The 14,217-nt window shown below is 61.7% G+C and carries 9 protein-coding genes; 1 reads left to right on the top strand and 8 read right to left on the bottom strand.

Going from position 1 to position 14,217, the window contains the following annotated elements; all coding sequences use genetic code 11:
• Positions 1-202: 202 nt before the first annotated feature.
• The 7 genes from LAB08_RS15790 to LAB08_RS15760 all read right to left on the bottom strand — a co-directional run bounded on the left by LAB08_RS15790 (position 203) and on the right by LAB08_RS15760 (position 7,691).
• Positions 203-1,843: a BatD family protein gene (locus LAB08_RS15790; protein ID WP_096511066.1), complete on the bottom strand. Its 1,641-nt coding sequence runs from the start codon at positions 1,841-1,843 to the stop codon at positions 203-205.
• Positions 1,840-3,579: a VWA domain-containing protein gene (locus tag LAB08_RS15785; RefSeq protein WP_096511068.1), complete on the bottom strand. Its 1,740-nt coding sequence runs from the start codon at positions 3,577-3,579 to the stop codon at positions 1,840-1,842. Before LAB08_RS15785 ends, LAB08_RS15790 begins: the two co-directional genes overlap by 4 nt.
• Complete coding sequence (locus LAB08_RS15780; RefSeq protein ID WP_096511070.1) at positions 3,576-4,655, bottom strand: vWA domain-containing protein; 1,080 nt, start codon at positions 4,653-4,655, stop codon at positions 3,576-3,578. Before LAB08_RS15780 ends, LAB08_RS15785 begins: the two co-directional genes overlap by 4 nt.
• On the bottom strand, positions 4,648-5,142 hold the full coding sequence (locus LAB08_RS15775; protein WP_096511072.1) for a DUF4381 domain-containing protein: 495 nt from the start codon (positions 5,140-5,142) through the stop codon (positions 4,648-4,650). The genes LAB08_RS15780 and LAB08_RS15775 overlap by 8 nt, the downstream gene beginning before the upstream one ends.
• Positions 5,139-6,083, bottom strand: coding sequence for a DUF58 domain-containing protein (locus tag LAB08_RS15770; protein WP_096511075.1), 945 nt, complete (start codon positions 6,081-6,083; stop codon positions 5,139-5,141). The genes LAB08_RS15775 and LAB08_RS15770 overlap by 4 nt, the downstream gene beginning before the upstream one ends.
• Before the next feature lie 5 nt (positions 6,084-6,088).
• Positions 6,089-7,048, bottom strand: a complete 960-nt coding sequence (locus LAB08_RS15765; RefSeq protein ID WP_096511076.1) for an AAA family ATPase — start codon at positions 7,046-7,048, stop codon at positions 6,089-6,091.
• A gap of 289 nt (positions 7,049-7,337) precedes the next feature.
• Positions 7,338-7,691, bottom strand: a complete 354-nt coding sequence (locus tag LAB08_RS15760; protein WP_096511078.1) for a hypothetical protein — start codon at positions 7,689-7,691, stop codon at positions 7,338-7,340.
• A gap of 523 nt (positions 7,692-8,214) precedes the next feature.
• On the opposite strand from LAB08_RS15760, the gene LAB08_RS15755 reads away from it, so the two are divergent.
• Entirely contained in the window at positions 8,215-13,110 is a 4,896-nt protein-coding gene (locus tag LAB08_RS15755; RefSeq protein ID WP_096511080.1) for an NAD-glutamate dehydrogenase, read from the top strand.
• Positions 13,111-13,281: 171 nt separating this feature from the next.
• On the opposite strand, the gene LAB08_RS15750 is transcribed toward LAB08_RS15755, so the two are convergent.
• The gene (locus LAB08_RS15750; protein WP_096511082.1) at positions 13,282-13,992 is read right to left on the bottom strand and encodes an ATPase; all 711 of its coding nucleotides are present in this window, start codon (positions 13,990-13,992) and stop codon (positions 13,282-13,284) included.
• Positions 13,993-14,217 lie beyond the last annotated feature (225 nt).

Here is a 14,217-nt window from a genome sequence, read left to right as displayed (position 1 = left end):
GAACTCCGCTATTTGAAAGATGATGGCCGCAAGGGAAATGACAGCGGCGAAAGGGGAGAGAGTTTACTGGCAAACGCGCTTGCGGATGTACACGATTAACTGTGGGAGCAAGGCTTGCCCGCGAGGGTGCCCGTGAGATCGCTATCGCGGGCAAGCCTTGCTCCCACGGCGAGCGATTCAATATTTACCCTGGGGTATCGGGCTATTTGGGATAAAGCGGCGGCAATCCACTGTCGCCCACCGGGTCCTGCACCCGTTCGGCCGTCGGGATCGCGCGAATCGCGCGCCACAGTTCTTCACCTTGCCAGTGCTGGCCGGTTTCGCTGTACAGCGCGCCGTTCAGGCCGTCCAGGGCGTCGGACAGCGGGACGAAGCGGGCGGCCATGTCGGCCAGGGTTTCCGGTTGCTGCCGGGCCCAGGCATCGAGGGCCTGGCGGGTGGCGTGGGAGTCGTTGGCCTGGCAGGCGCGCTTGAGGTCGTCGAGCACGGTGCGCGGGCTCGGGCCGGTTTGCGCGGCGCGCAGGATCGCCGGTTGCCAGCGCGCGCGCCACCACAGGCCGAAGCCCAAGAGGGTGGTGCAGGCCAGGATCAGGGTGCTGAGTTTCCAGCGCCACAGGGTTTCGCCGTCGGCAGTGGCATTGAGCTGGGAAGTACCGGCCGGCGTGTCGACCATCAGGCTCGGGTTGGCTGCCACTTGCAGGGTCCGGGCCGGCAGGCTGCTGTGTTCCAGGTGGTCTTCGAAGGTGTTCCACCAGACCACTTCGACCGACGGCAACTCGATAGAGCCGCTTCGGGCGGGCACCAGGGCTTCGCGGTCTTCGCGACTGCCGACCAGACCGCGCTCGCTGTGCTGGTTACCCAGCACCGGTTGGTCCGGATACCGGCGCAGGCCGCTGACCTCGGTACCGGGCAACGGCGGCAGTTGCGTGCTGGCCAGGCCCTCGGCCTTGACCGTCAGGCTGCGGGTCAGCGAATCGCCCACCTGTACATGCTCCGGCTCCGGATTCCAGGTCTCGCTGAGTGTCAGGCTGCGCGCCGGCAGCCACGGCAGGTCGGCGGGGTAGGTGATGGGTTTGGCCTTGACCGTCAGCAGGATTTCGCTGGAACTGACGCGCATCAATTTGCCGGACTTGGGTGCCTGCGCTGACGAATCTTGCGTGGGCCGCGCTTCCACCAGCGCGGCATTGAAGATCTGCCCGGGAATGATCAATTCACCGCTGTGCTGCGGGTAAATCGCGTAGCGCATTTCAATCACGCCGTGGCGTATGCCGTTGATGTCTTTTTCGTAAGTGCGCGATTCACCCAGCTGTTCGATGCGCGCATCGGGAATCTGCAACGGCGGCAGGCTGCTGTCGTCGTACAGCGACACCGAATGGTAGATGCGCAGGGTCAGGATTGCCTGGGCCTGCACGTAGACGCTGGTTTGATCGAGACTGGCGTCAATGAACACCGGGGCCAGTTTGTTCGAGGTCTCCTGGGTTTCGCTCTGGATCACTTGCACGGTAATCGGCTGGCTCTGGATCTCGCCCAGCTTCAATGACGGGATCACCACGCTGCCGTTTTGCAGCGGCAAAAGGGTGACGATCCAGCGGGTCGTGGCGCGGTTGTCGCCGCCGAGGGTGTTCAACTGGTTGACCTGGCGGGTGCCACGCACTTCGAACAATGGCTCCAGCGGTGTCAGGTCCGGCTTGCCGAACTGCGTCACGTCGTTGGATTCCAGGGTCAGCTCGATCGTCTCTCCGGAGTTCAGGCGCGTGCGATCGACACTGGCGACCAGTTCGGCTGCCTGGGCCTGGGCGGTCCACAACACAAAGGTGAACATGAAAACGGTGAAGCGGGTCATCGAGTTTTTCCCTGATCCTGATGTTGTTGCTGTTCGTACCAGAATTTACGCCTGAGCAACTCCCCCGGGTCGTCCGGGATCTGCCTCAGCCATTGCTCCAGCGCCTGCTGCTGTTCTCCTTCGATACTGTCGCTGGCCGGGCGCATGGGCGGCGTGGTGTGTTGTTCGTCCCCCAACTCGCTGCCTGGCACTTCGTTGGTGCCGGCCTTCGGCGGCCTCGTGGGCGATTGTTCGGCATCGGAGCCGGTCTGTTGGTCAGCGTTCTTCGGTTCCCCCGTGCTCTGCGCCTGGGCGGCAGCGCCGGGTGGTGGTTCTTGTGGCGGCGCCTGGGGTTCGTCGCTGGCGGTGTTTTCCGGCTCGGCGGCGGGCGGGTTGGCCTTCTGCTTGAGCAGGCTTTCTACCAAGGCCTTGTTGGTCAGGGCCGGGCGCAAGTCCGGTTGACGTTCAAGTGCCTGTTCATACGCATCCAGCGCCGCCTCCAGTTCACCACTTTTGGCCAAGGCATTGCCTCGATTGTAGTGGGCGTGGGCATCGTTGCCTTCGGCGAACCGCTGGGCGGCACCGCTGTAATCGCCGGCCTCATAGAGGGCCACGCCTTGCCACTGATGATCTTCGAAGCGCTGTGCGGCCTCGGCCGGGCGTTGCTGCTTGAGCAGGTGCACGCCCTGCTGGTCAGGGCGCAGCCACAGGTCCTGGAACTCGAAGGCGTAGCTCGATTGTGGCAGCGCCAGCAGTAGCGGCAGGCAGAACAACCAGCCGCGACGACCGGCACAGGCCGCCAGCAGCAACAAGGGTAGGAGCAACCAATACCCCTGATCGGCCCAGGCATCCAGGCGCAGGGTCTGGCCATTGTCGCGCAGGTTACGCGGCCCATCGAGCAGGCCAAGTGCGCGCAGGTCGGAATCGCCCAGGCGCGCGTGGCGATAGCGCCCGTCCAGATCATTGGCGAAGGCTTTCAGGCCGGGCTCGTCCAGGTGCGGTACCAGGATCGCCCCCTGTTCGTCCTTGAGGAAACTGCCGTCCTCCTGGGTGATCGGCGAGCCTTCGGCGGTGCCGATGCCAAGCATCAGGAACTGGGTGGATTTGCCGCTCAGGGCACGACGAATCCCCAGGCGTTCCTGTTCCGTCAGGGAAGAGCCGATCAACAGGATCCGGCCATCGCCCAGGGCGCCTTGCTCCAGCAGGGCCAGGGCCTTGGTCACCGCGAGGTCGGCGCGATGGCCGGCTTCGGGCATCAATGACGGTTTGAGGGCGTCCAGCAGATTGCGGCTGGTGGACAGGTCGTCCGACAGTGGTACCAGCGTGTGCGCGCTGCCGGCGTAGACCACGATGGCGGTCTGCGCGTCGCTGCGGTTTTGCAGCAGGTCGAGGAGCTTGCGCCGGGCCTGTTCCAGGCGGTTGGGCTGGACGTCGGTGGCGAGCATTTGCGGGGTCAGCTCAAGGATCACCACTAGCGGATCGGCGGGTTTCTGGCTGAGCTGCTCGACACGCTCCCAGCTCGGCCCCAGCAATGCGAGTACGGTCAAAAGCCACGCCACGCCCAAGGCCACCCACGGCAGTTTGCTGTCGCGGCCATTGCCGCCGCTGAGCAGCGCGGCATGAAAGGCCGGCGGCAGGATCATCTGCCAGCGCCCGGCACGCTTCTGCCGATGCCAGAGTTGCCACAGCAGCCAGCCCAGCAGCGGCAGCAACAGCAACCACCAGGGGCGGAACCAATAGGGCCAGAGCGCGCTCATCGGCGCCTCCGCAGGCGCAGGCGATTGAGACGCTGACGCCAGTCAGGCAGTTGGGTTTGCAAAAACAGGTCCTTGGTAAACAGGCGATGCAACGGGTTATCCGGCCAGAGCTCGCGGACCACCAGCAGCATGCTCATGATCAACGCCATCGTCAGTGGCCAGTGATACAACGCCTGGGCCGGACGGGCCTGGGTCGGTTGCTGGGTCACGGGTTCCAGTTGGTCGAGGGTGTCCTTGATCGTTTGCAGCTCCTTGCCATCGCGAGCCCGGAAATACCGGCCTCCGGTCGCCTCGGCGATCGCTTTCAGGGAAGGCTCATCAAGGTCCAGGCTCGGATTGATCCCGAGGAAGCCCAGGGTGCCGCTTTCCTCCGGGTCCGCACCGATGCCGATCGGGTAGATTTTCACGCCTTCCCTGGCGGCCAGGCGCGCGGCAGTGAGCGGGTCGATTTCACCGCCATTGTTGGCGCCGTCCGTCACCAGAATCAGCACGCGGCTCTGGGCCGGCCGTTGCCGCAGGCGCTTGAGGCCCAGACCAATGGCGTCGCCGATGGCGGTGTTCTTGCCGGCGATGCCAATGCGCGCTTCGTCGAGCCAGACGCGCACGGTATGCCGGTCGAAGGTCAGCGGCGCTTGCAGGTAGGCCTGGCTGCCGAACAGGATCAGGCCGACCCGATCGCCGTCGCGGCTCTCGAGGAAGTCGCCGAGTAGATGCTGGACCAGTGCAAGGCGGCTGACGTCTTCGTCCTGCCATTGCATGTCGGGGAAATCCATGGAGCCTGAAACGTCCACCGCCACGAGCAGGTCGCGGCCACTGGCGGCAATCGGCAGGGGTTCGCCGAGCCATTGCGGGCGCGCGGCGGCGGTCAGCAGCATCAACCACAGCAGCAGGAACGGCGCCTGTTGGCGCCAGGCCGGCAGGTTGGCGCGGGCACGGCGCCGGGCCAGGCCTTCGAGGTCACTGAGGAAGCTCACCTTGAGCGCCGGCTCGCCACTGTCGGCCACCGGCAGCACGATGCGCATGAGCCACGGCAGCGGCAGCAGGGCGAAGAGCCAGGGCCAGGCGAACTCAAACATGTTTGCGAATCCAGGTGTCGACAGCCTGGGTCAGGCCGGCGATGGCCTTGTCGTCGAGTTTGCATTCGGGTTTGTAGGCGCCTTCGACCAGCACCATCCAGCGGGTCAGCCCGGCAGCCGGGCAACGGTTGTCGAGGAAGGCCAGCCATTTGCGCCCGTTGAGGGTATGGCTCTGGCTGTACGGGTAATGGTTGCGACACAGGCGCTTGAGCAGGCCGTTGAGTTGCTGCAGCCAGGCGCCTGCGGGGGCCCCGTCGTAGGGCTTGGGCATCAGCGCCAGTTCAGACAGGGCGGCGAGGCGCACCGGGTCCAGCGGCTGCTCGGCGCGCACGATACGGCGCTTTTGCGGAATGAAACGCCGCAGCTTCCACAAGCCGAAACCGATGGCGGGCAGCAGCAACAGCAGTAGCCACCAGCCCGGTGCCGGCGGCCAGAAGTCGATCGGAGGCGGAGAAATCAGGGGTTGCAGTTGATCCAGACTGCTCATCGACCTTTCCCCGGCTTCTGAGGGTTCAGGTACTCGCGCAATTGCTCGACCATTTCGCTCTGGGTACTCAAAGGCATCAACAACACCCGCAGTTTTTGCGCGAGCAATTCCCAGCGGGCGATGCGCGTTTCGGCCTGGGCGCGGTAGGTCTGGCGCAGGTCGAAATTCAGCGTATCGAGCTCCAGTTGCGCACCGCGCTCGGCAAAACGAAGCAAGCCGGCGGCGGGCAGGGCGTGATCCAGCGGATCGGACAGCGGCAGCAGCAACAGGTCGCAATGGCGCGACAGCAGGCTCAACTGTTGCTCGGCGCTCTCGGACAAGGCGCGTTCGTCACAGATCACGATCGCCAGGCTACCCGGACGCAACACTTCACGGGCGCGACGCAGGGCAATGCCGAAGGCGTCGCGGTCCGGCTCGCTTTCAGTGTGCAACGACTGATTGACGCGCACCAGTCGGTTGAGAAACTGCAGCAGACTTTGTTTACTGCGCCGTGGCTTGATTTCGTAGTGTTCGTTGTCACCGAACACCAGCCCGCCGACCCGGTCATTATGCCCCAGCGCGGCCCAGCCGATCAGGCTCGCGGCCTGGGCGGCAAGCACCGATTTGAACATCAGCCCCGAACCGAAAAACAGCCGACGGCTTTGCTCGACCATGATGAAAATCGGTCGCTCGCGCTCTTCGTGGAACAGTTTGGTGTGAGGCTCCTGGGTTCGGGCGGTAACCCGCCAGTCGATGCTGCGCACGTCGTCGCCGGCCTGATAGACCCGCACCTGATCGAAGTCGACGCCACGACCGCGCAGCTTGGAGTGGTGCAGGCCGATCAGCGGGCTGCGCTGGCTCGGCGTGGAGAACAGCTGCACTTCGCGCACGCGATGGCGCATCTCGATCAGCTCGGCGAGCGTGATACGGATACCCGGTTGGGGCGGCAGGAGGGCGTTCATGGGGGTCAAGCGACGGCTACGACGTCGAGAATCCGCTGCACCACCCGGTCCTGGTCGATACCGGCGGCTTCGGCTTCAAAGGACAGAATGATGCGGTGGCGCAACACGTCGAACAGCACCGCCTGAATGTCTTCCGGGCTGACGAAATCGCGTCCGGCGAGCCAGGCATGGGCGCGCGCGCAACGGTCCAGGGCGATGGAGCCGCGAGGACTGGCGCCGTAGGCGATCCACTCGGCCATCTCCGGGTCGAATTTGCCCGGATTGCGCGTGGCCATGACCAGTTGCACCAGGTATTCCTCCACGGCATCGGCCATGTACAGGCCGAGGATTTCCTTGCGTGCGGCAAAAATCGCCTGCTGGCTTACCCGGCGCTCGGGTTTTGTTTCGCCGTTCAGGGCTTCACCACGGGCCTGTTGCAGGATGCGACGTTCGACAGCGGCGTCCGGGAAGCCGATTTTCACGTGCATCAGAAAACGGTCGAGCTGGGCTTCTGGCAGCGGATAGGTGCCTTCCTGCTCGATGGGGTTTTGCGTGGCCATCACCAGAAACAGCGGCGACAGCTCATAAGTGCTGCGCCCGACACTGACCTGACGCTCGCCCATGGCTTCGAGCAGCGCCGACTGAACCTTGGCCGGGGCGCGGTTGATTTCGTCCGCCAGCACCAGGTTATGGAAGATCGGACCTTGCTGGAACACGAAGCTGCCGGTTTCCGGGCGATAGATTTCCGTGCCGGTGATGTCGGCAGGCAACAGGTCGGGGGTGAACTGAATGCGATGGAACTGGGCTTCGATGCCTTCGGCAAGTTCTTTGATGGCCTTGGTCTTGGCCAAACCAGGAGCGCCCTCGACCAGCATATGGCCGTCGGCGAGCAGGGCGATGAGCAAGCGCTCGATGAGCTTTTCCTGGCCGAGAATCTGCGTTGAAAGAAAGGTTCGCAGCGCGAGCAGCGCTTCACGATGTTCCATCGATGACTGTTCCTGGAAAGGGTGACCGAAGACGTTCGTATAACGCCAGGGCTGGGGGCGTTACTTTAATCCATCGCGGGGGGCGGCGACTAACGGCATTTTGTGCAAAGTGCGGGAAATGATTGGGGTATCAGTTGGATTTAGCAGAGCAGCAGCCTTGAGGTGGCTGTCAGGGCCTCATCGCTGGCAAGCCAGCCCCCACAGTGGCCGCTGTGTTGCACAGATTGCATACACGCCGCCAATGCCTGTGGGAGCTGGCGTGCCAGCGATAGGGCCAGTTCAGACACCCTCAAATCTGGCTGATGTAGGTGCCGGTACCGTCAAGGATGTTTTTCAGGGTCAACTCAACTTCAGCCAGGTCCACCATGTCCGGGTTGAAGGTGATCTCCAGCACATCATCCCCATTCAACACATCGGCATCCGCCGCCGCGATTTCGATCTTCAGCAGGGTAGGGCTGAGAGTGACTTTCACGCCATCGAGGGTCGAAGGCTCGCCGTCCAGGGTGATTTCCAGCTCGTCCTCGTCCGGATAACGGGTCATCAGGAACATTTCGCCCTTGTCGCTGTGGCAGCAGAGCATGGCCATGTTGTCTTCCTCGTCGTCGCACGGGTTGACGATCAAGAGGGCGGTGGTCATTTGCATGGGTAATTCCTGGCTCGACGAGCGTAATGAAGACGAACAAAAGGCAATTCTGCCAGCCCCGGTGAATTTCTGCTTGCCTGTAGGAGCTGGCAAGCCAGCTCCTACAGGTCGAGCCACGCACTCATTACAGTGTGTTATTTGTCATTTCTGGTACGGATGTACCGCGACCGGACGGAAAACCGCCATTTTCCCCTGTGAGTGCTAGTGTTGTTCGATGCGCCGCCGTCAAGCTGCATACCGTTGACCGAATATGTCGCAGCATCGCAAGCACGGGCCTTGCCGCACTCGTTAAGCTGCGCAACGGATGAGCACCTGTAAAGGCATTGCGCTGCCAGCAGCCCAGTCGTTTTTGCAGATGCCCATTCATGGAAGGTGAATGTGACCCGAGTGTCTCGTCCAGCTTCACCCACCTGTCACCCTGTTTCCTCTGCCCGAGAATCAGGAACAGGGTGACGGGTAGCCCCTGACAGGGGTTTTGCACGCGACGCTTCCATCAATAACAAGCCCAAGCGGAGTACCACAGATGGCGTTCTTCACCGCAGCCAGCAAAGCCGACTTCCAGCACCAACTGCAAGCGGCACTGGCGCAGCACATCAGTGAACAGGCACTGCCACAAGTGGCGCTGTTCGCTGAACAATTCTTCGGCATCATTTCCCTGGACGAACTGACCCAGCGCCGGTTGTCCGATCTCGCTGGCTGTACCCTTTCTGCGTGGCGCCTGCTTGAGCGCTTCGATCATGCGCAACCGCAGGTGCGCGTCTACAACCCCGATTACGAACGTCACGGCTGGCAGTCGACCCACACCGCGGTCGAAGTGCTGCACCACGACCTGCCATTCCTGGTGGATTCGGTGCGTACCGAGCTGAACCGTCGCGGCTACAGCATCCACACCCTGCAAACCACCGTGCTTAGCGTACGCCGCGGCAGCAAGGGCGAGTTGCTGGAAATCCTGCCTAAAGGCACCCAGGGCGACGACGTTCTGCACGAGTCGCTGATGTACCTGGAAATCGACCGTTGCGCCAATCCCGCCGAACTGAACGTGCTGACCAAAGAGCTGGAGCAAGTGCTCGCTGAAGTGCGTGTGGCGGTTGGTGATTTCGAACCGATGAAAACCAAGGTCCAGGAAATCCTGACCAATCTGGACAACAGCCGGTTTGCCGTCGATGCCGATGAAAAGAGCGAAATCAAGAGCTTCCTGGAATGGCTGGTGGGCAACCACTTCACTTTCCTCGGCTATGAAGAGTTTACGGTTAGCGATGAGCCCGATGGCGGCCACATCGTCTACGACCAGAACTCGTTCCTTGGCCTGACCAGGCTGTTGCGTGCCGGCATGACCTACGATGACCTGCGCATCGAAGACTACGCCGTGAACTACCTGCGCGAGCCGAAGCTGCTGACGTTCGCCAAAGCTGCGCACCCGAGTCGCGTGCACCGTCCGGCTTACCCGGATTATGTCTCGATCCGTGAAATCGACGCCGACGGCAAGATCATCAAGGAATGCCGTTTCATGGGCCTGTACACCTCGTCGGTGTACGGCGAGAGCGTGCGCGCCATTCCGTACATCCGCCGCAAGGTTGCCGAGATCGAACACCGTTCCGGCTTCCAGGCCAAGGCTCACCTGGGCAAGGAACTGGCGCAGGTACTCGAAGTACTGCCGCGCGACGACCTGTTCCAGACGCCGGTGGACGAGTTGTTCAGCACCGTGATGTCGATCGTGCAGATCCAGGAGCGCAACAAGATTCGCGTGTTCCTGCGCAAAGACCCGTACGGCCGCTTCTGCTACTGCCTGGCCTACGTGCCGCGTGACATCTATTCCACCGAAGTACGCCAGAAGATCCAGCAAGTGCTGATGGATCGCCTGAAAGCCTCGGATTGCGAGTTCTGGACCTTCTTCTCCGAGTCCGTGCTGGCCCGCGTGCAGCTGATCCTGCGCGTCGACCCGAAAAACCGCCTCGACATCGACCCGCTGCAGCTGGAAAACGAAGTGATCCAGGCCTGCCGCAGCTGGCAGGACGATTACTCGGCACTGACGGTCGAAACCTTCGGCGAAGCCCAGGGCACCAATGTGCTGGCCGACTTCCCGAAAGGCTTCCCGGCCGGTTACCGCGAGCGTTTTGCAGCGCATTCGGCCGTGGTCGACATGCAGCACCTGCTGAACCTGAGTGCCAAAAACCCACTGGTGATGAGCTTCTATCAGCCACTGGGCCAGGTCTCCGGCCAGCGTGAGCTGCATTGCAAGCTGTACCACGCCGATACCCCGCTGGCACTGTCCGACGTCCTGCCGATCCTGGAAAACCTCGGCCTGCGTGTGCTGGGTGAGTTCCCGTATCGCCTGCGTCACAACAACGGCCGCGAGTTCTGGATTCACGATTTCGCGTTCACGGCCGCTGAAGGCCTGGACCTGGACATCCAGCAACTCAACGACACCTTGCAGGACGCGTTCGTCCACATCGTGCGTGGAGATGCCGAAAACGATGCGTTCAACCGCCTGGTACTGACCGCCGGCCTGCCATGGCGCGACGTGGCGTTGTTGCGTGCCTACGCCCGTTACCTGAAGCAGATCCGTCTGGGCTTCGACCTGGGCTACATCGCCAGCACCCTGAACAACCACACCGACATCGCTCGCGAGTTGACCCGGTTGTTCAAGACCCGTTTCTACCTGGCGCGAAAATTAAGCAGCGACGACCTCGAGCAGCGTCTGGAACACGCGATTCTTGCCGCTCTGGACGACGTCCAGGTGCTCAACGAAGACCGTATCCTGCGTCGCTACCTGGACCTGATCAAGGCCACCCTGCGGACCAACTTCTACCAGACCGACGCCAACGGCCATAACAAGTCGTACTTCAGCTTCAAGTTCAACCCGCACTTGATCCCTGAACTGCCGAAGCCTGTTCCGAAGTTCGAAATCTTCGTTTACTCGCCGCGCGTCGAAGGCGTGCACCTGCGCTTCGGCAACGTCGCTCGTGGCGGCCTGCGCTGGTCCGACCGTGAAGAAGACTTCCGTACCGAAGTCCTGGGCCTGGTAAAAGCCCAGCAAGTGAAGAACTCGGTGATCGTGCCGGTGGGTGCGAAGGGTGGTTTCCTGCCACGTCGCCTGCCGTTGGGCGGCAGCCGGGACGAGATCGCGGCCGAGGGCATCGCCTGCTACCGCATCTTCATTTCGGGTCTGCTGGACATCACCGACAACCTGAAAGACGGCGCCCTGGTGCCGCCGGCCAACGTCGTGCGGCATGACGACGATGACCCGTACCTGGTGGTTGCCGCGGACAAGGGCACAGCGACCTTCTCCGACATCGCCAACGGTATCGCCATCGACTACGGTTTCTGGCTGGGTGACGCGTTCGCATCCGGTGGTTCGGCCGGTTACGACCACAAAAAAATGGGCATCACCGCCAAGGGCGCGTGGGTCGGCGTACAACGCCACTTCCGCGAGCGCGGCATCAATGTCCAGGAAGACAGCATCACTGTGGTGGGCGTCGGCGACATGGCCGGCGACGTGTTCGGTAACGGCTTGCTGATGTCCGACAAGCTGCAACTGGTCGCCGCCTTCAACCATATGCACATCTTCATCGACCCGAATCCGGATCCGGCGACCAGCTTCGCCGAGCGTCAGCGCATGTTCGACCTGCCACGTTCGGCGTGGTCGGATTACGACACCAGCATCATGTCCGAAGGTGGCGGGATCTTCTCCCGTAGCGCGAAGAGCATTGCGATTTCCCCGCAAATGCAAGAGCGCTTCGACATCAAGGCCGACAAACTGACCCCGACCGAACTGCTCAATGCCTTGCTCAAGGCACCGGTGGATCTGTTGTGGAACGGCGGTATCGGTACTTACGTCAAGGCCAGCAGCGAAAGCCACGCCGATGTTGGCGACAAGGCTAACGATGCACTGCGCGTGAATGGCAACGAACTGCGCTGCAAAGTCGTGGGCGAGGGCGGTAACCTGGGCATGACCCAACTGGGTCGTGTGGAATTCGGTCTCAATGGTGGCGGTTCCAACACCGACTTCATCGACAATGCCGGTGGCGTAGACTGCTCCGACCACGAAGTGAACATCAAGATCCTGCTGAACGAAGTGGTTCAGGCCGGTGACATGACCCCCAAGCAGCGTAACGAGTTGCTGGCGAGCATGACCGACGAAGTCGGCAACCTGGTGCTGGGCAACAACTACAAGCAGACTCAGGCCTTGTCCCTGGCGGCGCGTCGTGCCCTGCCACGAATCGCTGAATACAAGCGCCTGATGAACGATCTGGAAGGTCGCGGCAAGCTGGATCGGGCCATCGAGTTCCTGCCGGCCGAAGACGCGATCAACGAGCGCGTCGCTGAAGGCCATGGCCTGACCCGTCCCGAACTGTCGGTGCTGATCTCCTACAGCAAGATCGACCTCAAGGAGCAGTTGCTGGGCTCCCTGGTGCCGGACGACGACTACCTGACCCGCGACATGGAAACCGCTTTCCCGCCGACCCTGGTGAGCAAGTTCTCGGCCGCCATGCGTCGTCACCGTCTGAAGCGCGAAATCGTCAGCACCCAGATCGCCAACGATCTGGTGAACCATATGGGCATCACCTTCGTTCAACGACTCAAAGAGTCGACGGGCATGAGCCCGGCGAACGTGGCCGGCGCCTACGTGATCGTGCGTGACATCTTCCATCTCCCGCACTGGTTCCGTCAGATTGAAAACCTGGACTACAAGGTTTCCGCCGACGTGCAACTGGAGCTGATGGACGAGCTGATGCGTCTGGGCCGTCGCGCCACGCGCTGGTTCCTGCGTGCCCGTCGCAACGAGCAGAACGCTGCCCGTGACGTCGCGCACTTCGGCCCGCACCTGGCGGCGTTGGGCCTCAAGCTCGACGAGCTGCTCAGTGGCGAGATCCGCGAGACCTGGCAGACCCGTTATCAGGCCTACGTCGCGGCTGGCGTACCTGAGTTGCTGGCGCGCATGGTTGCAGGCACCACGCACCTGTACACGCTGCTGCCGATCATCGAGGCCTCCGACGTGACCGGCCAGGACCCTGCGGACGTGGCCAAGGCCTATTTCGCCGTGGGCAGCGCGCTGGACATCACCTGGTACCTGCAACAGATCAGCGCTCTGCCGGTTGAAAACAACTGGCAGGCCCTGGCCCGTGAAGCGTTCCGCGATGACGTCGACTGGCAGCAACGTGCGATCACCATCTCCGTCCTGCAACAGGGCGGCGGCACCCAGGATGTGGAAACACGTCTGGCGCAGTGGATGGCGCAGCACGAAAGCACGATCGAGCGCTGGCGCGCCATGCTGGTGGAAATCCGTGCCGCCAGTGGCACGGACTACGCCATGTACGCGGTGGCCAACCGTGAGTTGCTGGACGTGGCGCTGAGCGGTCAGGCGGTAGTGCCTGCCGCGGCAGCGACGACCAGCGAAGAGCTGGAACCGGCTGCCTGATCAGGCGTTGAATGAAAAAGCCCCGCATTGAGAAATGCGGGGTTTTTTTTGCCTGATGTTTTTATGGTGTCTGTTCTGGCCCCATCGCGAGCAGGCTCGCTCCCACATTGGTTTTGCGTCGAACAAAGATCTAATGTGGGAGCGAGCCTGCTCGCGATGGGGCCGTTGATATCAATACAACTTCATGCCCGTTTTATTATCAATCATCGATACGTTACTTGTCGGACTGGTCAATAAATTACTGAGCGACTGGTCAAACTTTTGCAGTGCCCTTACTTGCACATTCTGTTGCTCGTTTATATCGGCAACTATCTCTTCACTGCGTTTATAGTCCGCCCACACCGGGCTGAGTGCTTTTGCATCATGCCCACGTGCAGTACCGATGTAGTTGAAGTTGCTGTCGTAGAAATCAGCGCTGACATTCGCCTCGATATCAGAACTGCGCGAAGTGATGAGTTGACTGCGGCTATCGATCACCGCAACGACGTCTGGTCTGGCGGCCTTGAGGCTTTGCATGTCCGGATACACCGTGACCGAGCCGAACTGGCGCTTCAGTGAGGCTTTGACCCCATCCACGGCCAGGTCCGGATTGGAGGTGGCTACGTAGGCGTCGTGAATCGACTGAACCAGCAGGCTCTGGCCGAAACCGGTGCCGGCATTGGCCTGGTAGTCTTGCAGATAGGCGCGATTGGCCTGGGTATTGCGGCTGTACACCACGCCCAGGGCAACATTGGCCCCGTTGGGAACGCGGGTTGCACTGCTGCGACCTACCGGTTGACTGAAGATACCGTCCAGCGAAGAAACCGCGGAAGGTGCGGTGGGAATTGAACAACCGGTTAATAAGGCCGTTATCGTAAACGTACTGACTAGCGCAAGTTTCATGGTGTTTCTCCGGTGAAACAACATCAGTCGGAAAGTTGATGGGCCGGTGCCAGCCGGCAGTGCATTCAGACTAAACCGTGAGCAGTGCAATAAAACAGTCAATATCTGCCATTCTCTAGTGGCCAATAGTTTTGTTTGCAGTAAAGGCGTCTCGTTAATTACCCGAAGAAATAAAAAGGCCCGAAACGATGATTCGGGCCTTTTTAGTTATGGCTATACGTTCAG

Origin of the sequence: Pseudomonas izuensis (assembly GCF_002356535.2) — a bacterium.
Classification (GTDB): domain Bacteria; phylum Pseudomonadota; class Gammaproteobacteria; order Pseudomonadales; family Pseudomonadaceae; genus Aquipseudomonas; species Aquipseudomonas izuensis.
Note: the sequence above shows the minus strand (reverse complement) of the source record. Positions and strands in the feature narration are given on the sequence as shown.

Excerpts from the sequence above, each read along its gene's own strand:
- LAB08_RS15790 (WP_096511066.1), bottom strand. The coding sequence starts at position 1,843 with ATGACCCGCTTCACCGTTTTCATGTTCACCTTTGTGTTGTGGACCGCC.
- LAB08_RS15785 (WP_096511068.1), bottom strand. The coding sequence starts at position 3,579 with ATGAGCGCGCTCTGGCCCTATTGGTTCCGCCCCTGGTGGTTGCTGTTG.
- LAB08_RS15780 (WP_096511070.1), bottom strand. The coding sequence starts at position 4,655 with ATGTTTGAGTTCGCCTGGCCCTGGCTCTTCGCCCTGCTGCCGCTGCCG.
- LAB08_RS15775 (WP_096511072.1), bottom strand. The coding sequence starts at position 5,142 with ATGAGCAGTCTGGATCAACTGCAACCCCTGATTTCTCCGCCTCCGATC.
- LAB08_RS15770 (WP_096511075.1), bottom strand. The coding sequence starts at position 6,083 with ATGAACGCCCTCCTGCCGCCCCAACCGGGTATCCGTATCACGCTCGCC.
- LAB08_RS15765 (WP_096511076.1), bottom strand. The coding sequence starts at position 7,048 with ATGGAACATCGTGAAGCGCTGCTCGCGCTGCGAACCTTTCTTTCAACG.
- LAB08_RS15760 (WP_096511078.1), bottom strand. The coding sequence starts at position 7,691 with ATGCAAATGACCACCGCCCTCTTGATCGTCAACCCGTGCGACGACGAG.
- LAB08_RS15755 (WP_096511080.1), top strand. The coding sequence starts at position 8,215 with ATGGCGTTCTTCACCGCAGCCAGCAAAGCCGACTTCCAGCACCAACTG.
- LAB08_RS15750 (WP_096511082.1), bottom strand. The coding sequence starts at position 13,992 with ATGAAACTTGCGCTAGTCAGTACGTTTACGATAACGGCCTTATTAACC.